General features: G+C 65.0%; 18 protein-coding genes, 2 tRNA genes and 1 pseudogene. 4 read left to right on the top strand and 17 right to left on the bottom strand.

What is annotated here, in order from left to right:
- The first annotated feature begins 64 nt into the window (after positions 1-64).
- Positions 65-979 carry a Sir2 family NAD-dependent protein deacetylase gene (locus tag MVA47_RS14835; RefSeq protein WP_247208482.1) on the top strand — a complete coding sequence of 305 codons (915 nt, stop codon included), beginning with the start codon at positions 65-67 and terminating at the stop codon, positions 977-979.
- On the opposite strand, the pseudogene proB reads toward MVA47_RS14835, so the two are convergent.
- The 11 genes and pseudogenes from proB to MVA47_RS14780 all read right to left on the bottom strand — a co-directional run bounded on the left by proB (position 935) and on the right by MVA47_RS14780 (position 14,355).
- Positions 935-2,058: pseudogene (gene proB / locus MVA47_RS14830) on the bottom strand (glutamate 5-kinase). The gene MVA47_RS14835 and the pseudogene proB overlap by 45 nt on opposite strands.
- Positions 2,030-3,499 (bottom strand): GTPase ObgE, encoded by a 1,470-nt coding sequence (obgE, locus tag MVA47_RS14825; protein ID WP_030163716.1) that lies wholly within the window; start codon positions 3,497-3,499, stop codon positions 2,030-2,032. The pseudogene proB and the gene obgE overlap by 29 nt, the downstream one beginning before the upstream one ends.
- A gap of 95 nt (positions 3,500-3,594) precedes the next feature.
- Positions 3,595-3,858, bottom strand: coding sequence for a 50S ribosomal protein L27 (gene rpmA, locus MVA47_RS14820; RefSeq protein WP_023960381.1), 264 nt, complete (start codon positions 3,856-3,858; stop codon positions 3,595-3,597).
- Positions 3,859-3,889: 31 nt separating this feature from the next.
- A complete protein-coding gene (gene rplU / locus MVA47_RS14815; protein WP_023960383.1) occupies positions 3,890-4,201 on the bottom strand; it encodes a 50S ribosomal protein L21 in 312 nt (103 codons plus the stop codon).
- A 173-nt stretch (positions 4,202-4,374) separates the two neighbouring features.
- Complete coding sequence (locus MVA47_RS14810) at positions 4,375-7,857, bottom strand: Rne/Rng family ribonuclease (RefSeq protein WP_247208481.1); 3,483 nt, start codon at positions 7,855-7,857, stop codon at positions 4,375-4,377.
- Between the two features lie 343 nt (positions 7,858-8,200).
- The gene (gene ndk, locus MVA47_RS14805; protein ID WP_030163720.1) at positions 8,201-8,614 is read right to left on the bottom strand and encodes a nucleoside-diphosphate kinase; all 414 of its coding nucleotides are present in this window, start codon (positions 8,612-8,614) and stop codon (positions 8,201-8,203) included.
- A 35-nt stretch (positions 8,615-8,649) separates the two neighbouring features.
- On the bottom strand, positions 8,650-9,036 hold the full coding sequence (locus MVA47_RS14800; RefSeq protein WP_023960389.1) for a hypothetical protein: 387 nt from the start codon (positions 9,034-9,036) through the stop codon (positions 8,650-8,652).
- 139 nt (positions 9,037-9,175) lie between these two features.
- Entirely contained in the window at positions 9,176-9,592 is a 417-nt protein-coding gene (locus tag MVA47_RS14795; protein ID WP_030163723.1) for a DUF4233 domain-containing protein, read from the bottom strand.
- Positions 9,589-11,001 carry a folylpolyglutamate synthase/dihydrofolate synthase family protein gene (locus tag MVA47_RS14790; protein ID WP_247208480.1) on the bottom strand — a complete coding sequence of 471 codons (1,413 nt, stop codon included), beginning with the start codon at positions 10,999-11,001 and terminating at the stop codon, positions 9,589-9,591. Before MVA47_RS14790 ends, MVA47_RS14795 begins: the two co-directional genes overlap by 4 nt.
- Positions 10,998-13,673 carry a valine--tRNA ligase gene (locus MVA47_RS14785; RefSeq protein WP_247208479.1) on the bottom strand — a complete coding sequence of 892 codons (2,676 nt, stop codon included), beginning with the start codon at positions 13,671-13,673 and terminating at the stop codon, positions 10,998-11,000. Before MVA47_RS14785 ends, MVA47_RS14790 begins: the two co-directional genes overlap by 4 nt.
- Positions 13,674-13,725: 52 nt before the next feature.
- A complete protein-coding gene (locus MVA47_RS14780) occupies positions 13,726-14,355 on the bottom strand; it encodes a molybdenum cofactor guanylyltransferase (protein WP_030163728.1) in 630 nt (209 codons plus the stop codon).
- Positions 14,356-14,422: 67 nt separating this feature from the next.
- Here MVA47_RS14780 and fdhD point away from each other — a divergent pair, with 67 nt between their 5' ends.
- The gene (fdhD, locus tag MVA47_RS14775; protein ID WP_247208478.1) at positions 14,423-15,244 is read left to right on the top strand and encodes a formate dehydrogenase accessory sulfurtransferase FdhD; all 822 of its coding nucleotides are present in this window, start codon (positions 14,423-14,425) and stop codon (positions 15,242-15,244) included.
- A gap of 9 nt (positions 15,245-15,253) precedes the next feature.
- On the opposite strand, the gene clpX is transcribed toward fdhD, so the two are convergent.
- The 5 genes from clpX to MVA47_RS14750 all read right to left on the bottom strand — a co-directional run bounded on the left by clpX (position 15,254) and on the right by MVA47_RS14750 (position 19,661).
- Positions 15,254-16,531, bottom strand: coding sequence for an ATP-dependent Clp protease ATP-binding subunit ClpX (gene clpX, locus MVA47_RS14770; protein ID WP_247208477.1), 1,278 nt, complete (start codon positions 16,529-16,531; stop codon positions 15,254-15,256).
- Positions 16,532-16,736: 205 nt separating this feature from the next.
- Entirely contained in the window at positions 16,737-17,366 is a 630-nt protein-coding gene (locus tag MVA47_RS14765; protein ID WP_030163730.1) for an ATP-dependent Clp protease proteolytic subunit, read from the bottom strand.
- Between the two features lie 58 nt (positions 17,367-17,424).
- Positions 17,425-18,030 (bottom strand): ATP-dependent Clp protease proteolytic subunit, encoded by a 606-nt coding sequence (locus MVA47_RS14760; RefSeq protein ID WP_099385045.1) that lies wholly within the window; start codon positions 18,028-18,030, stop codon positions 17,425-17,427.
- Positions 18,031-18,191: 161 nt separating this feature from the next.
- A complete protein-coding gene (tig, locus tag MVA47_RS14755) occupies positions 18,192-19,556 on the bottom strand; it encodes a trigger factor (protein ID WP_247208476.1) in 1,365 nt (454 codons plus the stop codon).
- Between the two features lie 31 nt (positions 19,557-19,587).
- A tRNA-Pro gene (locus MVA47_RS14750) sits at positions 19,588-19,661 on the bottom strand.
- 180 nt (positions 19,662-19,841) lie between these two features.
- Between MVA47_RS14750 and MVA47_RS14745 the strand changes: the two genes are divergently transcribed.
- Both MVA47_RS14745 and MVA47_RS14740 read left to right on the top strand, forming a co-directional pair.
- A tRNA-Gly gene (locus MVA47_RS14745) sits at positions 19,842-19,915 on the top strand.
- A gap of 260 nt (positions 19,916-20,175) precedes the next feature.
- A complete protein-coding gene (locus MVA47_RS14740) occupies positions 20,176-20,853 on the top strand; it encodes a L,D-transpeptidase (protein WP_247208475.1) in 678 nt (225 codons plus the stop codon).
- A gap of 66 nt (positions 20,854-20,919) precedes the next feature.
- On the opposite strand, the gene sthA is transcribed toward MVA47_RS14740, so the two are convergent.
- Positions 20,920-22,356 carry a Si-specific NAD(P)(+) transhydrogenase gene (sthA, locus tag MVA47_RS14735; RefSeq protein ID WP_247208474.1) on the bottom strand — a complete coding sequence of 479 codons (1,437 nt, stop codon included), beginning with the start codon at positions 22,354-22,356 and terminating at the stop codon, positions 20,920-20,922.
- Between the last annotated feature and the right edge of the window lie 94 nt (positions 22,357-22,450).

Raw genomic sequence — 22,450 nt, 5'->3', positions numbered from 1 at the left:
CCCCGACGGGGGTGCCGAGTTTTCGTCGCCTGGACATTGTCGCAGTCGGGGTATTCTGGACGAGGTGCGAACCCGCCCCATTCGCTGGACACCGGCCCAGCCCACCGCACCGGACCCCGATCTACCCCATCGGATCGACGAGCTGGCACAGCTGCTCAACGGGCGTCGTGTGCTCGCGCTGACCGGGGCCGGGATGTCGACCGATTCGGGTATACCGGACTACCGCAGCCCCGGAACTCCCCCGCGGACACCGATGACCATCGAGATGTTCCTGAGTTCGAGCGACTTCCGCCGTCACTACTGGGCACGCAATCACCTCGGTTGGCGTCATATGGACGCGGCAGTTCCCAACGCGGGCCACCGAGCCCTCGCCGCCCTGGAACGCCGGGGCAGGGTGAGCGGCGTGATCACGCAGAACGTCGACATGCTCCACCTCAAGGCCGGTAACCGCGCAGTGCTCGAACTACACGGCAGCTACGGGCGCGTCCGTTGCCTCGACTGCGACCACCGCGTCTCTCGGCACCGACTTGCCGAACTCCTGGAGCCGGCAAACGCCGAGTTCGTCACCAGGATTCGTGGTCGCGGCGCCATCGAGGTGGCCCCCGACGCCGATGTGGTTGTGGAAGACACCACCGACTTCGCGATGCTCGACTGCCCGGACTGCGGCGGCATTCTCAAACCAGACATCGTCTACTTCGGCGAAAGCGTCCCGAAATCTGTGGTACAGCAAGGTTATTCGATGGTCGATGAAGCCGATGCGGTACTCGTCCTGGGGTCATCCCTGACGGTGATGAGTGGGCTGAGATTTGTCCGGCACGCCAGGCGTACCGGCAAACCGATCGCCATCGTCAACCGGGGACACACTCGCGGCGACGAGTGCGCGACCATGAAGATCGACGGTTCGTGCTCGGAGGTGCTGACCGGGTGGCTGGAGTCAGACCGCGACGAGATCGTCGGCATGAACAACCGGCCGTCGTAGATCAGGGGGCAGATCGGCCTTCGACTTGCCCACCATCTGGGCCACCTCGGTGGCGTCGTACGCCACGACCCCCTGGCCATCGTGTGGCCGGCCTGATCCGTCAGATCGACCACGTCGCCACCGTAGAACCGGCCGGACACCGCGGTGATACCGGCCGACAGCAGTGAACGGCGCGCGGTGGCAACGGCCTGCACCGCCCCATCATCGAGCACCAGACGTCCACTGGCTTCTGCGGCGTGCCGCACCCAGAATTTGCGCGCCGAAAGTCGTTGCGGTCGAGGCGCGAACGCAGTGCCGACCGAGGCATCGGTCAGCGCTGCGGCCGCATCGGCCGCCGCTGCCAGCAGCACCGGCAACCCGGCATCCGCGGCGAGGCGGGCAGCCGACAACTTCGATGCCATGCCGCCGGTTCCCAGGGCGCCACCGGTGCCGGCGATGACACCGTCGAGGTCTTCGGGGCCGTCGACCTCAGAGATCATGGAGGCGTTGCCCTTGCGGGGATCCCCGTCGTAGAGACCGTCGACATCGGACAGAAGGACCAGCGCATCAGCGCCCGCGAGGTGGGCGACCAGAGCCGCCAGCCGATCGTTGTCGCCGAAGCGAATCTCGTTGGTTGCCACGGTGTCGTTCTCGTTGACGATCGCGACCGCGCCGAGAGACCGCAATCGATCGAGGGTGCGCTGCGCATTGGCGTGGTGTGCACGCAGCGAGATGTCATGGGCCGTCAGCAGAACTTGCCCAACGGTGCGACCGTATCGGGCGAACGACGTGTTCCACGCGTGCGCGAGGGCCAGCTGACCGACGCTGGCCGCTGCCTGCTTGGTGGCCAGATCCTTCGGCCGGCTCTTGAGACCCAACGGCGCGATACCTGCTCCGATTGCGCCGGACGACACCACGATGACGTCCGATCCGGCCTGCATCCGCGCCTCGATCGCATCGGCCAAGGCGTCTAGACGGCCCGAGTCCAGGCCGGTCGCCAACTCGGTCAGAGCCGAGGAGCCGATCTTGACCACAACGCTACGAGCTCCCGAAATCCGTTGCCGGGTAACACTAGCCACGTTCGTCCGGATCCTCGGCATCCACATCGAGGCCGCGCCGCAGCCGTCGTGCGATCTTGCGCTCGGAGGCACCGACACGCTCCGGCCGATCCAGACGGATATCGGTACCGCGACCGCTCATGGGGAAGTCCTCCGCGACAGGCGTCTGCGGTTCCCACTCGAAGGACACATCTCCGATGGTGACCGGGCAGCCGGGCTCGGCGCCTTGCTTGACCAGTTCCGCCTCGACACCGAGCCGGTTGAGTCGGTCGGCGAGATATCCGACGGCTTCGTCGTTCTCGAACTGCGTCTGCTTGATCCAGCGCTCCGGCCGCGTACCGCGCACGATGAAACCACCGGGCTGATCGGGATCGGCGATCACCGAGAAACCGTTGTCGTCGGTGGGGATCGGGCGGATCACCGGGCGCCTGGCAACCGGTTTCGGATGGTCGATGCGGTACTGGCGCACCATGTCGGCCAACGCGTAGGTGAGTTCCTTGAGGCCCTTGTGGGAGACGGCAGAGATCGCGTAGACGGGCCAGCCCCGTTCTTGCAGTTCCGGGGTGACCATCTCGGCCAGTTCGGCCGCATCGGGCACGTCGGTCTTGTTCAGGATGACCACGCGAGGCCGATCGGCGAGATGTCCGAGACCGGTATCTGCCTGCAGAGCGGGCTGATACGCGGCCAACTCGGCCTCCAGCGCGTCGATGTCCGACACCGGGTCGCGGCCGGGCTCGAGAGTCGCGCAGTCGACCACGTGCGCCAGCACCGCACAGCGTTCGAGATGACGGAGGAACTCCAACCCCAGACCGCGGCCGGCAGACGCTCCCGGGATCAGCCCAGGAACGTCCGCAACGGTGAAGACATCTGAACCGCTGTTCACCACACCGAGATTCGGCTGAAGCGTGGTGAAAGGATAGTCGGCGATCTTCGGCTTGGCCGCCGAGAGCACCGAGACGAGAGACGATTTGCCTGCCGACGGAAAACCCACGAGGCCGACATCGGCGACGGATTTGAGTTCGAGGACGAGTTCGCGGACCTCGCCTTCCTCCCCCAGCAGAGCGAAGCCCGGCGCCTTACGCGCCTTGGACGCCAGCGAGGCGTTACCGAGACCACCACGTCCACCGGACGCCGCAGCGAAAGTGGTTCCCGCACCGACCATGTCGGCCAGGAGCCGACCGTCGCGGTCGAGCACCATGGTGCCGTCAGGGACAGGGAGAACCAGTGGTTCCCCATTTGCGCCGTCACGGTTGGCACCCGCACCGGGCCGGCCGTTACCGGCCTTCGCGTGCGGATGGAAGTGGAAGTCGAGCAGGGTGTGAACCTGCGGGTCGACCACGAGGGTGACATCGCCACCGTTGCCACCGTTGCCGCCGTCGGGTCCACCGAGGGGTTTGAACTTCTCGCGGTGCACCGATGAGCAGCCATGACCACCGTTGCCCGCCGTTGCGTGAATCGTCACGCGGTCAACAAATCTGGACATGGAACCACCTGTGAGAGAGTTTGGGATTTTCTAAGGGGCGGGCGGGATCTGGTGATCCTGCCCGCCCCTTAGGAGCTGGATTGCATTGCGCCGGATCAGGCCTGCGCAGGCTCCGGAACGATGTTCACGGTCTTGCGGCCACGCTTGCTGCCGAACTCCACAGCACCGGGGGCCAGGGCGAACAGCGTGTCGTCGCCGCCACGTCCGACATTCACGCCGGGGTGAAAGTGTGTGCCGCGCTGGCGGACCAGGATCTCACCGGCGCTCACCTGCTGGCCGCCGAAGCGCTTCACACCGAGCCGCTGAGCATTCGAGTCGCGCCCGTTGCGCGAGCTGGATGCACCCTTCTTATGTGCCATGACAGTTCTCCTGAAAAGTGTGGGGGCGTGCTTACTTGATGCCGGTGACCTTGAGGACCGTCAACTTCTGACGGTGACCCTGACGCTTGTGGTAGCCGGTCTTGTTCTTGAACTTGTGGATGCGGATCTTCGGACCCTTGACGTGCTCGACGACCTCACCGGTCACCGAGATCTTCGCCAACTTGTCGGCGTCCGTGGTCAGATCGGCACCGTCGACGACAAGCGTCACCGGAAGTGAGACGGTCGCGCCGAGTTCACTGTCGATCTTCTCGACCTTCACCAGATCGCCTTCAGCGACCTTGTACTGCTTACCGCCGGTCTTGACGATCGCGTACGTTGCCATCGGAGAGCTACCTCTTACTGTCTGTCGTGTGTTGTTCGGGCTCTTGCCCGTTGCCGATCCGGCCGGGCGCCGTCTTTCCGAGCACAGCGCAATCCGTCCGCCGAATGGCGACTGATCCAGGCTACGGGAGTGTGGCGGGCCGGGTCAAACTGACCTGGTACGACCAGCAATCCTCACTCCTCCACCGGCGGACCTGCAGGTCGCCCGGCTGCGCGCCGTCGTGGCGTGCGCCGTACCGCCACAGCCGGCTCGGTGGACGTGGAGGTCCCGACCGGCCCCGAGGTGGTCACCGGTGAGGCGATGACCTCGGCGATGACAGCGGGATCGGTCGCCGTGGTGGGAGCCGCCGGCTTGCGCCGCACTGCGCGTCGCCGTTTCGGCGGGGCACTCTGCGGCGTTTGTCCGGGTTCGTCAGCGGTGCTCTGCTGAGTATCGCCCGCCGGGGTCGCCGGGCTCTGTGCCGTTTCGTCCACAGGGCTCGCGGTATCGGATGTGCCGGACTTCTCGGGCTGCCGAGATTTCTCGGATTTTTCGGACTTCTCGGATTTCTTGGGGGCAACCGACGCCGCCCGGTCTTCGCCCGATGACGTGATGGCCGGAGCGGGGTCACCGTGAACCTTCGACGACCCTGCAGCCGTGTCCTCGACAGCCACAGACGCGGACATCGTGGACGTGGTGTCCTCGGTGTCGGTCACGTCGCGGGCAGCCGCGTTGCCGGACTGCTCCGAACCCGTCTCCGTGACCTCGAAGTCGGTCTCGGTTTGGGGTGTCTCGGAATCGGGCGTGTGGCTGGCCATCGCGCGGAACATCGGGTGCTCGGCGGGACTGTGGGCAGCCGGTTTGCTCTCGACAGCTGCAGGCTGATCCGCTTTGCCACTGCGACGGTTGCGCCGCGCCCTCTTGGTGTTGTCGCCGCGACCTGCCTGATCATCGCCGGACGAGATCTCGACCGGGTTGGCGTGCACGACGATGCCGCGCCCGTTACAGCAGGTGCAGGTGGTCGAGAATGCTTCGAGCAAACCGGTTCCGAGGCGCTTTCGCGTCATCTGCACCAAGCCGAGAGACGTCACCTCCGACACCTGATGGCGGGTGCGATCGCGGCCCAATGCCTCGGTGAGCCTGCGCAGGACCAGGTCGCGATTCGACTCGAGGACCATGTCGATGAAGTCGACGATGATCATGCCGCCGATGTCGCGCAACCTCATCTGCCGGACGATCTCTTCGGCAGCCTCGAGGTTGTTGCGGGTCACCGTCTCTTCGAGGTTTCCGCCCGAGCCGGTGAACTTGCCGGTGTTCACGTCGACGACGGTCATCGCCTCGGTGTGCTCGATGATCAGTGTTCCCCCGGAGGGCAACCACACCTTGCGGTCCAATGCCTTTGCCAACTGCTCGTCGATCCGGTGCACGTCGAACACGTCCGGCGCATCGGCGTGGGCCTTCTCGAATCGCTCGGTGCGGTCGAGCAGGTCGGGTGCGACGCCTCGGACGTAGTTCTCCACCTGGTTCCAGGCACCGTTGCCCTCGACGATGAGCTTCTTGAAGTCTTCGTTGAAGAGGTCACGGACGACCTTCACGAGAAGGTCCGGCTCTTCGTACAACGTCTGCGGCGCACCGGATTTCGAGCTACCGGCCGCCGAGGTGGCTGCGTTGATGGTTTCCCACTGCTGTTGCAGACGTTCGATGTCGGCCGTCAGCTCTTCGGCGGAGACACCTTCGGACGCGGTGCGGATGATCACACCGGCGTCGTCGGGAACGATCTTGCCGAGGATCTGCTTGAGGCGTTTGCGCTCGGTGTCGGGAAGCTTGCGGCTGATCCCGGTGGAACCGCCGCCCGGCACGTACACCAGGTACCGGCCGGCCAGGGAGATCTGCGTGGTCAGACGGGCACCCTTGTGCCCGACGGGGTCCTTGCTGACCTGGACCAAGACCTGGTCACCGGGACGCAGGGCCTGCTCGATCTTGCGTGATCCGCCATCGAGACCGGCTGCGTCCCAGTTCACCTCACCGGCGTAGAGCACGCCGTTGCGTCCCCGTCCGATGTCGACGAAGGCAGCTTCCATGCCGGGCAGGACGTTCTGCACCCGACCGAGGTAGATGTTGCCCACCATCGACGAGGAGTTGGACGTGGTCACGAAGTGCTCGACCAATACGCCGTCTTCCAGCACCGCAACCTGCGTGTAATCGCGAGTCTGCTGGTTCGAAGATTCGGCGTTCCCGTCTGAGTGCGTGTCCCCGTGAGTGACCGTTGCGGCCACACCTGAGCGTTCGCGCACCACCATCACCCGGTCGACCGCTTCGCGGCGCGCCAGGAATTCCGACTCACTCAGGATGGGCGGACGACGCCGTCCCGCGTCGCGGCCATCACGGCGTCGCTGGCGCTTGGCCTCGAGACGGGTGGACCCGGAGATGCCCTGCACCTCATCGCGGCCACGCGACTTGTTCCGTGGCTCGCGTTCGTGCACCACCGTGTTGGGCGGGTCGTCGGCAGGCAGCGGTTCGTCGCCCTCTCCGCCTTTGCGGCGGCGCCTGCGACGACGCCTACGATTTGCCGAGGCGCCGTCGCCCGAGTCGTCCTGATCATCGGAGTCCGAAGAGTCCGATTCGGCCGACTGGTCGGAGTCGTCGTCATCGCCACCGGCCGTCTCGTCGGCGGGGGCATCGGCCGGCGAGCCGTCTGGGCCCTGCTCGTTGTCGCCTTCGGAGTCGGGCCGGGCTTTCTTCGGCCTACTCCGCTTTCGCCTGTTCCCCGATTTCGTCTCGGGCTTCGCGGCTTCGTCGGTTCCGGAGGTGTCGTCGGTGTCGGAGACGTCGTCTGAGTCTGCCGAGGCGCCGTCCTGGGTCTCCCGAGCCGACTCTCCGGCCGAATCGGTGGCGTCCGTATCCGAATCGTCGTCGCCGAAGTCACCGCCGGCCTGGTCACCGCGTCCACGACCGCGACCACGACGACCGCGACGCCGTTTCCGCGAACCCGACTCGCTCTCGTCGTCCGAATCGTCGGTATCGGTTTCGGTTTCGGTGTCGGCGTCCGCGTCGACCGAGTCCTTGGTGCTCTGCGGGATGGGAGCCGATTGATCTGCCGACAGAAAGAGCGGCGATCCTGCCCCGGCCCCGGCAGAGGTCGTCGGCGTGTGCCGAGGCTGCTCCTCTTCCACCGCGGAGAAGAGGCTGGGAATCGACCGCTCGCGTGGTGCGGACTCCGGCGCCTTGTCAGCGGGCTCGGCCTCGGCCGGAGCGTCCTCACTGGGTGCAGTTGCCGCCGCAGCGACCTCGGCATCCTCGGGTGTGGAGACATTCTCTGATGCCGGCTCGGCGACAGGCGCAGTCGACACCTCCGCCGACTGCTCGCCTTCGACCGGCAGGTCGGCCGGCTGGGGGTCCGCCGGCGGGGCGTCGGCACCGGCGGTGATGGCATCGTCGCCCTCCACCGACTCGTCGGCGGGCGGCGGATTGATCCGGTCGCGTACCGCGATGGCGGTGCTGCGCACGATGCTCGACTGTGGGCTGCGAGCCGCGATGCCCAGCTCGGCGAGGTGCGCGAGCACCTCGCGGCTACTGAGGCCAAGAATCCTGGCCAGCGCGTGCACTCGTAGTTTGTGCGGGAATTCTTGCGCCGAACCTGTGCTGTTCAGTTCGTCCGGCGACTGCGTGTCGGCCACGTATTCTCCTCAAGCCCCCGGGCGCGGATAAACGCGGCCACGCGAGGGCTGTGCTATTTACCCGGACTGCGCCGGGATTGTAGGTCTCGCTTCGCCCTATGTCGGCGGGGATGACCCCGCGTTCACCGGCGATGCCTGGCGTGATGACTGACTGATGTCGAGCGCCACGATGTCCACACCACGCCACGTGAGAACCACATGAGTGGGGACCGAGCACCCGAACTGATCATCTGGCAGTCGACGCCCGCGAGGGCTCGACAACCTCTGTCAGTATCCCACACAACTGAGGCCCGGCGGTCCAGACCTCCGACATCGCCGGCACACAGGCCGACAGCGAGTCCGATCAGCCGAGGTCAGGGAACCAGAGACCGATTTCGCGCTCGGCCGAATCGGGCGAGTCCGACCCGTGGACAAGATTGAACTGGGTGCTCAGCGCGTAGTCCCCGCGGATCGTCCCGGGTACGGCTTTCTCCACCGGATCGGTTCCGCCGGCGATCTGCCGGAAGGCGGCCACGGCGCGCGGGCCCTCGAGCACCGCCGCGACCAGGGGGCCCGACGTGATGAATTCGAGCAGCGAAGGATAGAAGGGCTTGCCCTCGTGCTCCGCGTAGTGTCCCGCAGCGACGTCGTCGCTGACGGTCTTGAGTTCCAGAGCCACCAGGGTCAAGCCCTTGCGCTCGATGCGGCCGATGATGTCGCCGACCAGGCCGCGCTTCACACCGTCGGGCTTGATGAGTACCAGAGTCCGTTCAGTCACCCGGTCAGCCTAGCCCGCCGGTCGGGGGCGCTGCCCTACGGCTGGCAGTACGCGCCGTCGACTCCGAAGAACCCGTAGCTGAACACGCCACCCGTGGTGGGCGCCGGATCGATGACCACCTGGATGCAGCCGCCCGGCGAGGCAAGCGCCTCTTGTACCGCGACGTCGAAACGCGCGGCCAGTGCCAGGTTCGCCGGCTTGTACTCGGCGGGCACCGGGAGCGACGCCACGAACTCCGGCAGGTCCATGTCTGCGGCTCGCTGAGTCAGAGCATGGGTGGCGGTGTAACTGAACTGACTGCCACCCACCGGCATGGGTGGGCCCGCGACAGCCGATGCCGAGCCCGCACCGAGTGCAGTCCCCGCGACGATGCAGGCGGCGCCGGCTGCGAGTACGGCAGGAACGGATGCGAGACGAGACATAAAAGATGGGCCTTTCGACGGTTACGTGTGTGTGCGATCTTGTCAGCGTCGATGGCTCCACGGAACCCGAAATGCGAGTTTTCAGGTCACGTTCCGGCAACAACAAAAATCGTTACCGGACAACACGATTTGACCTGCGTCAGTCGGTGATCGGCTCTTGCCCGTTCAGCAAGCCGCGTTCCATTCGAAGACGAACGTCCCGCTTGATGTATGCGATGTACAACCACACCAGCAGGAACACCACGCCGACCGCCCCGATGGACCAGTGGACGATCCACCCGGCCACGGTGATCACTTGCAGCGCAAGGTCATACGGAAGCGCCCAGCTTCTGCCCTGCAGCCCGGAACCCAGGATGAGAGCGAGCGTCAGAACACCGAGATACACGGCCGACCATGCCGTCAGTCCGCCGCCGACCCGGACGACGATCGGAAAGGCGAGCATCACCACTATCGCTTCCAGGATGAGCGTTCCGGCCATCACACCCCGTAGACCACGCCAAGGATCGACCGTCGGCGGCGTGAATCGCGCTGGTGGGTCAGGGTTTTGAGGGCTCATGCCGGATCCTTGCCGAAGAGGGTGCGAGCAGCGCCCGCAGTCACCACCGAGCCGGTGATCACCACGCCGGTCCCCGACATGCCCTCGGCCTCGTCGAGGTTCTCCTCGGCCAGTTCGATGGCGGTCTCGACCGCATCGGGCAGGAAGCCGCGAACCTGGACCCGATCCTCGCCGAAGATCGTGATGGCCACGTCGGCCAGTTGTTCCGGGTCCATCGCCCGCGGGGATCCGTTGTGGGTGAGCACGATGGCGTCGAACACGGGCTCGAACGCGGCGAGTAGTCCTGCGACGTCCTTGTCGGCCATCACACTGATGACGCCGATCAGCCGCCGGAAGTCGAATTCCTCGTCCAGCGCGGCCGCGAGCGCGGCGGCACCGTGCGGGTTGTGCGCCGCGTCGAGGAAGACAGTCGGCGCCGAACGCACCCGCTCCAACCGTCCGGGACTGGTGACTGCGGCAAAGCCGGCGCGCACCGCCTCGATGTCGAGCTGCCGGTCCGCACCGGCGCCGAAGAAGGCCTCGACCGCCGCGAGTGCGAGCGCCGCGTTCGACGCCTGATGCGCTCCGTGCAGAGGCAGGAACAGTTCGGAGTATTCGCCGCCCAGGCCCTGAAGCGTGAGCATCTGTCCGCCCACCGCGGTCCGGCGTTCGAGTACCGCGAACTCCGAGCCCTCACGGGCCACGAAGTTGTCGGCCGCGACCGCGGCGCGCAGGAGCACGTCCGCCACCTCCGGCTGCTGGACGGCGAGCACGGTCACCGGGTCGGTCGGCACCAGTGCATCCGGGGCCTTCTTGATGATCCCGGCCTTCTCCCCCGCGATGGCCGTGAGGGTGTCACCCAGATAGTCGCTGTGGTCCATCGCGATCGGGGTGATCACAGCCACCGAAGCGTTGATCACGTTGGTGGCATCCCACCTGCCGCCCATGCCTGTCTCGACCACCGCGACATCCACCGGCGCCTCGGCGAAGGCCGTGTAGGCCATCGCGGTGAGGACCTCGAACTTGCTCATCCGTGGGCCGTCGGCCGCGAGTGACCGATCGTCGATCATGTCGATGTAGGGCTCGAGTTCTCGGTAGGTGTCCACGTAGACACGCGGTGAGATCGGCTCCCCATCGATGGAGATGCGTTCGGTGGCCAACTGCAGGTGCGGACTGGTGATCCGACCGGTACGCCGATGGAGAGCGGTGAGCAGCGCGTCGATCATCCTCGTGACCGAGGTCTTCCCGTTCGTGCCGGCCACATGGATCGCCGGATAGCCGTGCTGCGGCGACCCCAGCAAATCCATCAGAGCGGAGATCCTGGCCAAGCTCGGTTCGATCTTCGTCTCGGGCCAGCGGGTGTCGAGCTGCGCCTCCACCTCCCCGAGTTCGGCGAGGTCCTCCGCGGTCGGTACCTGGGGGCCCGTCACGACCGCGAATCCAATTCGGCCAGTTTGGCCTTGATACGAACGATCTCTTCCTCGGCCACCTGCGCCCGGGTCTGTATCTTCGCCTTCACGTGGTCGGGCGCCTTGGCCATGAACTGCTCGTTGGCCAGCTTCGCAGTGGTGGTGGCCAGCTCCTTTTCCGCTGCGGCCAACTCCTTCTCCAGACGACGCTTCTCCGCAGCCACATCGATCGTGCCGGAGGTGTCGATCTGCACCGTCACCGTCGTCGCACGCAGGCGCACCTCGATGGTCGCGGTCGCCGCGAAGCCCGGCTCCGCTGTGCTCAGTCGTGCCAGTGAGTCGATGTAGTCGCGCTGCGCGACGAGGTCTGCGGCTTCGAGTCCGATCAGTTCGGCGGCGACTCGCTGCGACGGCTTGAGTCCCTGGTCGCTACGGAACCGGCGGATCTCGGTGATCAGTCGCTGGGTGTCCTCGATGCGGTGATGGGCGTTGCGATCGACCTGTTCACCTGATGCGGAGGGCCAGTCGGCGATGACCACGGATTCGCCTCCGGTCATGGTCTGCCACAGAACCTCGGTGACGAATGGCATCACCGGATGCAGCATTCGCAGCAGAGAATCGAGCACGGTTCCGAGAACGATCTTTGTTGTGGCCGAGACGGTTTCGTCTTCGCGCGCGAATTGCACCTTGGCCAGTTCGAGGTACCAGTCGCACACCTCGTCCCAGGCGAAGTGGTACAGCGCCTCACAGGCCTTGGAGAACTCGTAGGCCTCGAAACCCGCGTCCGCCTCGGCATGCACCTCGTCGAGTCGCCCGAGAATCCACCGATCTGCGTCGGTGAGATCTGCACGCGGCGGCAGCTCCCCGACCTTCGCCCCGTTCATCAACGCGAACTTGGTGGCGTTGAACAACTTGGTGGCGAAATTGCGCGACGACTGCGCGAGATCGTCGCCGACGGAAAGGTCGCCGCCGGGGTTCGCACCTCGCGCGAGTGTGAATCGCAGCGCATCCGCGCCGTATTGGTTCACCCAGTCCAGCGGGTCGATCCCGTTGCCCTTCGACTTCGACATCTTGCTGCCGTGCTCATCGCGAACGAGGCCGTGCAAGAAGACGTTCCGGAACGGGACCGGAGCGTCCGCGCCGATCTGTTCGCCGATGGCCCCGGCGACGTACGTACCGAACATCATCATCCGGGCGACCCAGAAGAACAGGATGTCGTACCCGGTGACCAGGACGGACGTGGGATAGAACTTGGCCAGCTCGGCGCTCTCCTCGGGCCACCCCATGGTGGAGAAGGGCCACAGTCCGGACGAGAACCAGGTGTCGAGGACGTCGTTGTCCTGCACGTACCCTTCCGGCGCCGACTCCCCCGGGCCCACGCACACCATGTCACCGTCCGGGCCGTACCAAACCGGGATCCGATGCCCCCACCACAGCTGGCGCGAGATGCACCAGTCGTGCATGTCATCAACCCATGCGAACCAGCGCGGTTCGAGCGAAGCAGGGTGGATCACGGTGTCGCCGTTGCGTACCGCGTCGCCGGCTGCCTTGGCCAGCGACTCCACCCGCACCCACCACTGCATGCTCAGGCGTGGCTCGATCGGTTCGCCGCTTCGTTCGGAATGACCGACGCTGTGCAGATACGGGCGCACCTCCTTGACGATGCGGCCCTGTTCGGCCAGCACCTCACGGACCTTGACCCGTGCCTCGGCGCGATCGAGGCCGTCGAACTGCGTTCCGGTACCCGCGACTCGACCCGACTCGTCCATCATCGTCGGCATCGGCAGGTTGTGTCGCGCTCCGAGTGCAAAGTCGTTCGGGTCATGCGCGGGCGTGATCTTGACTGCGCCACTTCCGAATTCGGGATCGACATAGTCGTCCGCGACAACCGGGATGCGCCGATCGACAAATGGGTGGTCCAGTTCTGTGCCGACCAGGTGTTTGTAACGCTCGTCGTCCGGATGCACCGCGATCGCGGTGTCACCGAGCATGGTCTCCATTCGCGTGGTCGCAACGACGATGTGGGGCTCGTTGTCGTCGAGGGAGCCGTACCTGAAGCTGACGAGCTCGCCTTCGACGTCGGAGTACTTCACCTCGATGTCGCTGATCGCGGTCTGCAGCACCGGCGACCAGTTCACGAGTCGCTCGGCGCGGTAGATCAACCCCTCGTCGAACATCTTCTTGAACACGGTCTGCACGGCCCGGGACAGTCCGTCGTCCATGGTGAAGCGTTCACGACTCCAGTCGACGCCGTCGCCGAGACTGCGCATCTGGGCACCGATCGCTCCGCCGGATTCTGCCTTCCACTTCCACACCCGGTCGATGAACTCGTCACGCCCGATGTCGTTCTTGTCGATGCCCTGCCCCGTCAGCTGACGCTCGACCAGGGTCTGCGTCGCGATACCGGCATGGTCCATGCCCGGGAGCCAGAGCACCTCGTACCCCTGCATCCGCCGACGGCGGCACATGGCGTCCATCAGGACGTGGTCGAGGGCGTGTCCCATGTGCAGCGAGCCCGTCACGTTCGGCGGCGGCAGGACGATGGAGAACGGCGGCTTGTCGCTGGACGGGTCCGCGGTGAAGTATCCGGCCTCTACCCAGTTCCGGTACAGCCGTCCCTCGTGTACGCCGGGATCCCAGGTCTTGGGCAGGGCTTCGGAGGTGCTGTCGGAGTGCTGGGACGATTCGGTCACCGGCCAATTCTAGGCAGTCGGTGGTGAAGAGACGAAAGTGCAGGTCTCCTGCTCAGGGAACACGCAATCGGTGCAGGTCTTCGGGGGCGTTGACGTTGGTCAACCACGTCGGATCGCTCAGCGTCACCCGGTTGGTTCGCAGAGCGTCCACTGCGGCCAGCATCCGGCGTTCGCCACCCTGGACCAACTCGTCCAGCGTGGCCGCCGCACGGGTGCGGTACACCCCGGCCAGTGGGTGAGCCCGCTGCGAGTCGACGGCGATGGCGGCGTCGTCGGCGTCGGTGAGCCCGCGCAGCAGTTCATCGACCATCTCAGCGGTGACAAGGGGCATGTCGGTGGCACAGACGAACACGATGTCGCGGCCACGTTCTGCGGCTGCGGCCAATCCGGTGGCGAGACCACCGAGCGGGCCGGCGCCTTCAGCCTCACCGGTCACCCATGTGACGTCCGCGGAGCCGCTGTCAGCGGTGCCGTCGACACCATCGTGGCCGGCCCGCAAGCCCTGATAGGCGGGCGAGCCCTCCGGGGCCAGCACCAGAACCGGATCGCATCGTTCCCCCACGATCCGGGTGATCCGGCCGAGCATCGATTCGCCGTTCCATTCCAGTGCCGCTTTGTCGCTGCCCATCCGCTTGGATGCGCCACCGGCCAGGACAACTGCGCCTACTCGCTCATGCTCCATGGAGACAGTTAACGCGAGCACGGGGGCGCGTGGGCGAAAACGGGAGCACAGGGTGATGATGGTCGTCATGGGACGAGTGACCAGTCGTACGCGGGTTCGACGGATCCGGCCGGGCAACACCGATTCGCGGGCCGACTCCCTCGCTGTCGAGGAACCCCTCGAGATTCGTGTTGGCGGAGAAGCGCTCTCGGTCACGATGCGAACACCTGGGTCCGACATCGATCTCACACACGGCTTCCTGATGACCGAGGGACTCATCGACGGCGCGGACGACATCAGCGCCATCCGATATTGCGACGGCGTCGACGACCAAGGCCGCAACACCTACAACGTGCTCGACGTCAGCCTGCGCGGCGACCGGCCGCTTCCCGCGGGCTCGACACGAAATTTCTACACCACCTCATCGTGCGGTGTGTGTGGAAAGGCATCCCTCGACGCTGTTCGACTGGCATCCAACTACCGGCTGCAGGACGATCCCTCGACCGTGGATGTCGACACGCTCTTCACCATGCCAGAGCAGTTGAGGTCGCTACAGAAGACGTTCGACGCGACCGGCGGAGTACACGGAGCCGCGCTGTTCACCACCGACGGCGAACTCCTCGCGGTTCGCGAAGATGTAGGTCGCCACAACGCTGTCGACAAGGTGATCGGATGGGCTGTGACACAACGATTGCTGCCACTACGGGCAACGGTGCTGATGGTGTCCGGCCGCGCGTCTTTCGAGCTCGCGCAGAAAGCCGTCATGGCCGGGGTACCGATACTCGCGGCGGTGTCCGCGCCATCGTCACTAGCAGTCGATCTGGGCAACGACAACGACCTGACGATCGTCGGATTTCTCCGCGGAGAATCCATGAACGTCTACTCGGCCGGTCACCGCGTTCTCGAATAGCCCAGCGGCTCAGGCGCTCTTGTCGCGCCTTTCGTCGCGCCGCGGCTTGCGGGGAACGATGGTGGGAAGAACGTTGTCGCGCACGGTTTCTCCTGTGACAACCACCTTCGCGACGTCATCGCGGCTCGGGATGTCGTACATCACCGGGAGCAGGACCTCTTCCATGATGGCCCGAAGACCACGAGCACCGGTGCCACGGTGGATCGCCTGATCCGCGATGGCCTCGAGAGCGTCCTCGCTGAATTCGAGTTCCACACCGTCCATGTCGAAGAGTCGCGCGTACTGCTTGACGAGCGCGTTCTTCGGCTGCGACAGGATGCTGACGAGGGATTCCTTGTCGAGGTTGGTCACCGATGCGATCACCGGCAGTCGGCCGATGAACTCGGGGATCAGACCGAACTTGATCAGGTCCTCGGGCATGACCTCGGCGAAGTGGTCAGCACTGTCGTCGTCGTTCTTGGCGACCTCCGTGCCGAATCCGATGCCGCGCTTGCCGATTCGATCCGACACGATCTTGTCGAGTCCGGCGAATGCGCCGGCCACGATGAAGAGCACGTTTGTGGTGTCGATCTGGATGAACTCTTGATGGGGGTGCTTACGACCGCCCTGCGGAGGTACCGAGGCCTGCGTGCCCTCGAGGATCTTGAGCAATGCCTGCTGCACGCCTTCACCCGAGACGTCCCGGGTGATCGACGGGTTCTCGCTCTTGCGGGCGATCTTGTCGACCTCATCGATGTAGATGATGCCGGTCTCGGCCCGCTTGACGTCGTAGTCGGCCGCCTGGATGAGCTTGAGCAGGATGTTCTCGACATCCTCGCCCACGTAGCCGGCCTCGGTGAGCGCCGTGGCGTCGGCGATGGCGAACGGAACGTTCAGCATCTTCGCCAGGGTCTGTGCGAGGTAGGTCTTTCCACAGCCCGTCGGACCGAGCATCAGGATGTTCGACTTCGCGAGCTCCACGGGCTCCATGCCGCGCGAGTCCTTGCGGTCGCCGGCCTGGATGCGCTTGTAGTGGTTGTAGACCGCGACGGCCAGGGTGCGCTTGGCGGTGTCCTGACCGATGACGTAGTTCTCCAGGAAATCCCGGATCTCCATGGGCTTGGGGAGCTCATCGAGTTTGACATCGCTGGTCTCGGCCAGCTCTTCCTCGATGATCTCGTTGCACAGGTCGATGCACTCATCGCAGATGTACACGCCGGGGCCAGCGATCAGCTTCTTGACCTGCTTTTGGCTCTTCCCGCAGAAAGAACATTTCAGCAGATCGCCACCATCTCCGATACGTGCCATCTGTTGCTGTACCTACTTCCCTTACCCTGATGCTCCAAAGACGTGAAGTCCGGTGGTCCGCCCCAGCCCATGCGGAGCACAGTAACCACGACCGTACCCGTACGTAGGCGGAACTTCGACCGATAAAGCCAAATGTCGCGGGCCTTTTTGCCTGCCCCCACGACCGCTCTTGCCCGCCGCCGAGGACGGCGGGCCGAGCGCGGCGCTACTTCTTTCCTGACTTCTTCCGGTACTCGAAGACCTCGTCGATGATCCCGTACTCTTTGGCCGCTTGCGCGGTCAGGATGTTGTCGCGATCGGTGTCCTTGCGGATCTTGTCCGCCGGCTGTCCGGTGTGCCCGGCGAGGATGTCGTCGAGCCGCTTGCGGATCCGCTCGATCTCGGCCGCCTGGATCTCGAGGTCGGACACCTGGCCCTGGTATGCACCACCGGTGCGGGGCTGGTGGATCAGAACGGTGGCGTTGGGCAGCGCCGCACGCTTACCCGGTGTTCCGGCGGCCAGGACGATGGCCGCGGCCGATGCCGCCTCGCCGAGGCAGACGGTCGCGATGTCGCAGTGCACGTACTGCATGGTGTCGTAGATGGCCAGCATCGCGGGCACGCTCCCGCCGGGCGAGTTGACGTACATGATGATGTCGCGGTCAGGGTCCTGCGACTCGAGCACCAGCAGCTGGGCCATGATGTCGTTGGCAACCGTCTCGTCGATCGGCGTGCCCAGGAACACGATCCGCTCTTCGAAGAGCTTGGCGTAGGGGTTGTACTCGCGAGCGCCGTTCGGCGTGTGCTCGATGAACGAGGGCAGGATGTACCGCGACTGGGGTGAAAGGTTGTTCATGTCTTCTCGGTCTCTCCGGTGAGTGTGCGACGGGTTCGGTTCGGGCGCGAGACTGAGATCAGGCGCGTGTGATGACGTGGTCGACAAACCCATATTCCTTGGCGGCCTCGGCCGTGAACCACTTGTCGCGGTCTGCGTCCTCTTCGATCTTCTCCAGAGGCTGACCGGTGAACTCGGCGTTGAGCTTGTTCATCTCTTTCTTGGTCAGCGCGAACTGCTCGGCCTGGATGGCGATGTCGGCAGCGGTACCGCCGATGCCCGCTGACGGCTGGTGCATCATGATGCGCGCGTGAGGCAGGGCGTGGCGCTTACCCTTGGCGCCCGCGGCGAGCAGGAACTGTCCCATCGACGCGGCCATGCCCATCGCATAGGTGGCGATGTCACAGGGGGCGAGCTGCATGGTGTCGAAGATCGCCATGCCGGCCGTCACCGAGCCACCGGGTGAATTGATGTAAAGGCTGATGTCCTTGGTCGGATCCTCTGCGGCGAGCAGCAGGATCTGGGCGCACAGCCGGTTGGCGATCTCGTCATCGACCTGGGTGCCCAAGAAGATGATCCGCTCGCGCAGCAGGCGCTCGAAGACCGAGTCGGACAAATTCAGACCGATACCCGAACTCGCGGTTGCTCCGGAGAGCGCGGGCGTGTGGATCTTCGGCTCAGTCACGGTACCTACCTTCGACGTCCCGGAAAGATTTCCGGGGTTTTCGTTCAACGGACTCACAGTCATTTGATTGCTGTCTTCGACCCTAACGAATAGGGACGACGCCGATGGCCCGGCGTCGCCCCTATTCGCTGACAGCAGAAATTGTGCTGGCGTTTTACCAGCTACGACTCATCGGATGCCGACGTGTCGGCGTCCTCGTCGGACGTTGGCTTACCGAAGAACTCTTCGGTGTCGACGGTCTCGCCCTCGGTGTCCTTGACGGTCACCAGGTGCACGATCGACGACAGTGCCTTGCTCCGGCGGACCTCGGCGTACACCGCGCCCACCTGATTGGCCTGCTGCAGCTGCTGCGCGAACTCCGCGGGCTGCATGCCGTAACGCTGCGCCTGGAACATGATCTGCTGCATCAGCTCGTCCTGGCCGACCTCGGTGTCCTGCTGGTCGGCGATGGCGTCGAGCAACAGCTGGGTCTTGACCGACTTCTCGGCCGCCTCGCGTGTCTCGGCCTCGAACTTCTCGCGGGTGGTGCCCTGCGCCTCGAGCAGCTGCTCGAACGCCGCCTCGTCGTGTCCGAGGCTGTGCACCACCTGGTGGACCTGTCCGTCGACCTCGGCCGTGACGACGGCCTCGGGAAGCGGGATCTCGACCGACTCTGTCAGTTTGGCGACGAGCGCCTCGCTGATCGCGTTGGCCTGCTCCATCTTCTTCGACCGTGCGACACGCTCACGCAGATCGGCCTTCAGCTCGTCCACGGTGTCGAACTCACTCGCCAGCTGGGCGAACTCGTCGTCGACCTCGGGCAGCTCGCGTTCCTTGACGGTGAGGACCTTGACGGTGACCTCGGCCTGATCGCCGCTGTGCTCACCGGCCACCAGGGTGCTGGTGAAGGTCTTCTCTTCGCCGGCCTTCAGACCGATGAGGGCCTCGTCGAGTCCGTCGATGAGCTCACCGGATCCCACCTCGTGCGACAGACCGCTCGTGGCTGCCTCTTCGACCTCTTTGCCGTCGATCGTGGCGGAGAGGTCGATCGACACGAAGTCGCCGTCGGCGACGGGTCGGTCCACACCGGTCAGGGTGCCGAAACGTGCGCGCAGGGACTCCAATTGCTCGTCCACAGCTTCGTCGTCGACCTTGACCGGTTCGACCTCGACCTCGAGGGTCGAGTAGTCGGGCAGATCGATGTCCGGGCGCACGTCGACCTCGGCGGTGAACGTGATGCTCTCGCCGTACGCGAGTTCGGAGAGGTCGATCTCGGGCTGACCGATCGCCTTGATCTCGGTCTCGGCGACGGCCTCGCTGTACTTGCCCGGGATCGCCTCGTTGACGACCTGGGCGAGCACTGCGTCGCGGCCGACTCGGGCCTCGATCAGTTTGGCCGGTGCCTTGCCGGGCCGGAATCCGGGGATCCGGATGTCGCGGGCCAGCGTCTTGTAGGTGCGGGCGAAATCCGGTTCGAGTTCCGCGAACGGGACCTCGACGTTGAGTTTGACCCGCGTCGGGCTGATCTGCTCGACGGTGCTCTTCACTTGACTCCCTTGTCTTGCCTTCTCACGTGAGTCGGGATGACAGGATTTGAACCTGCGACCCTCCGCTCCCAAAGCGGATGCGCTACCAAGCTGCGCCACATCCCGTGTAGGTCCGCCCGCAGGGGTCTGTCACCGCCTGCGGAACCGAACGCAAATACTACGTGCCGTGTCGGTCTCCACCTAAACCGGTGATGGCGGCGAGGCGATTTTCGATCCGCGGGCCGGAGGCGGTACAGTCCTTTTCGCAGACGACGACGGTGGCGATCCCGCCGAAATCGTGTGCACGCGGGTGTAGCTCAATGGTAGAGCCCTAGTCTTCCAAACTAGCTACGCGGGTTCGATTCCCGTCACCCGCTCCACCCTCAGAAGCCCTGGTCAGCGCGTAGCTGACGAGGGCTTCTGGCGTTCGCGCACCACGTCAGGCGAACGCGGCACCGCCGCCGGGTGGTCGAGGTGCGCGTCAACACGAGTGAGGCACACCACATTCACTTGTGTCACAACGGTAGACACGCGCCACAACTAGGCCTTTTGCGTTTGGCTGGCCGCTTGATGCGTGCAACTATTAATCCGCGCTTTCGGGGAGCGTATAAGCCTGTCGCCGAAGTTAGGGTCCAACACAGTGTCGACCAGTAAGTTCGCCTCCGGGCGCAGCGTCACCCGCCTCCTGGCCGCCGTTGTCGGCGTGATCGTCATGGCGCTGATGATTCCGGCCACCGCATTCGCGCAGCCGGCTCCGACCATTCCGGGCCTGCCCGGTGTGCCGCTGCCGACCATTCCCGGCATCTACACCCCCGCTCCGCAGCCGCCCGCGCCGCAACCGATCCCGGAACCCGCGCCCGCGCCGCCCGCAGAGCCTGCTCCCCCAGTTGCCACCCAGACCGGTTGGGTTGCCCTCGCCGACGACGCCACGCACGAACTCACCGTCTGGCACGACGGCAAGGTCGTACGCAAGATGCCGATCTCGATGGGTAAGAACGAGAACCCGACTCCGAACGGCACCTACTACACCAAGGAGAAGTACCGGGACATGTACATGGACTCGTCCACGTACGGCGTTCCGGTCGACTCCCCCAATGGCTACCGCACCTACGTCGAGTGGGCGATTCGCATGTCGTGGGACGGCATCTTCATCCACGGTGCGCCATGGTCGGTCGCTCAGCAGGGCAACACCAACGTGAGCCACGGCTGCATCAACCTGAGCCCGGAGAATGCGCAGTTCGTGTACGAGAACTTCCCCGAGGGCACCCCGATCGTGGTGCAGGGCACCATCGGCGGGCAGTACGTCCCCGGCAGCTAGAACCTCTGATTACCGACAAAACCGGCGCCGAGAACATTCTCGGCGCCGGTTTTGTTGTGCCGGCTGTTACTCCGCGCCCAGCTCGTACCCGTTGCCAACGCCCGTGACACGCGCGATGGCGCGCATCTTGTTCACCGCATCCAGAGCTGCAACCTTGTACCCCTCGGCGAGGGTCGGGTAGTTGAAGACCGCGTCGACGAGGTAGTCGATGGTGCCACCGCAGCCCATGACCGTCTGGCCGATGTGAACCAATTCGGCTGCGTTGGAACCGAATACGTGCACCCCCAAAATGCTTCGGTCCTGGGCGTCGACGAGGAGCTTCAACATCCCGTAGGCATCGCCCATGATGGTCCCGCGTGCGAGTTCGCGGTATCGGGCGACGCCCACTTCGAACGGGACGTTCGCTGCGGTCAGTTGGTCTTCGGTCTTGCCGACGTAACTGATCTCCGGGATCGAGTAGATGCCGATCGGGTGCTTCGATGAATCGGTCTCGCCGACCGGCTCCCCGAACGCGTCGTAGGCTGCCCGCCGCCCCTGTTCCATCGCGGTCGCGGCAAGTGCCGGGAAGCCGATCACATCTCCCACCGCGTATATGTGGCTCACCGCTGTCCGGAAGCTGCCGTCGACCGTCAAGCGGCCACGTTTGTCGGCCTCGAGACCGGCTGCGGCCACGTTGAGTTCGTCTGTGACACCCTGACGCCCCGCCGAGTAGAGCACAGTGTCGGACGGGATCTTCTTGCCCGACTGCAGAACGGTCACACTGCCCGACGTGTGCTTTTCGACCATCTGCACGGTCTCGCCGAAACGGAACGTGACGCCGCGGTCACGCATCTGATACTGCAAGGCCTCGACCACCTCACGGTCACAGAAGTCCAGCATGCTCGAACGCTGCTCCACCACGGTGACCTTGGTGCCCAGCGCGGCGAACATCGACGCGTATTCGATGCCGATGACCCCTGCGCCCACCACCACCATGGACGTCGGAACCCGGTCCATCCCGAGTATCTGGTCGGAGTCGACGATGGTCACGCCGTCGAAGTCGACCGTGTCGGGACGCGCGGGGCGGGTACCGACTGCGATCACGGCGTGGTCGAACGTCACGTTCTTGTGGTCACCGTCGCCGGTGGTGATCTCGATCTCGTTCGGGCCGATGAAGGCCGCACTGCCGAGCAACAATGCAACCCTGTTGCGCGACAATTGATTCTGGATGACGTCGATTTCCTTACCGACCACGTGGGCGGTGCGGGCCGACAGATCGCCCACGGTGATGTCGGTCTTGAGCCGATACGACTGGCCGTACAGTTCACGCTGGTTCAGGCCGGTGAGGTAGAGGACCGCTTCGCGCAACGTCTTCGACGGGATGGTGCCGGTGTTGATGCACACTCCGCCCACCATGTTGCGCCGTTCGATCACCGCCGCGCGTTTACCGAGTTTGGCGGCGGCAATGGCAGCCTTCTGCCCAGCCGGGCCGGAGCCGATGACAACAAGGTCGTAATGGTCCACGTGACTTCTCCCAGCGTTGATACGTCGGGATCAGTGTCACCTACCTCGGGCCCCTGCACATTTAGACGAGTGAATTGTTATGGCGGAGCGTCTC

Origin of the sequence: Williamsia sp. DF01-3 (genome assembly GCF_023051145.1) — a bacterium.
GTDB lineage: Bacteria > Actinomycetota > Actinomycetes > Mycobacteriales > Mycobacteriaceae > Williamsia.
Note: the sequence above shows the minus strand (reverse complement) of the source record. Positions and strands in the feature narration are given on the sequence as shown.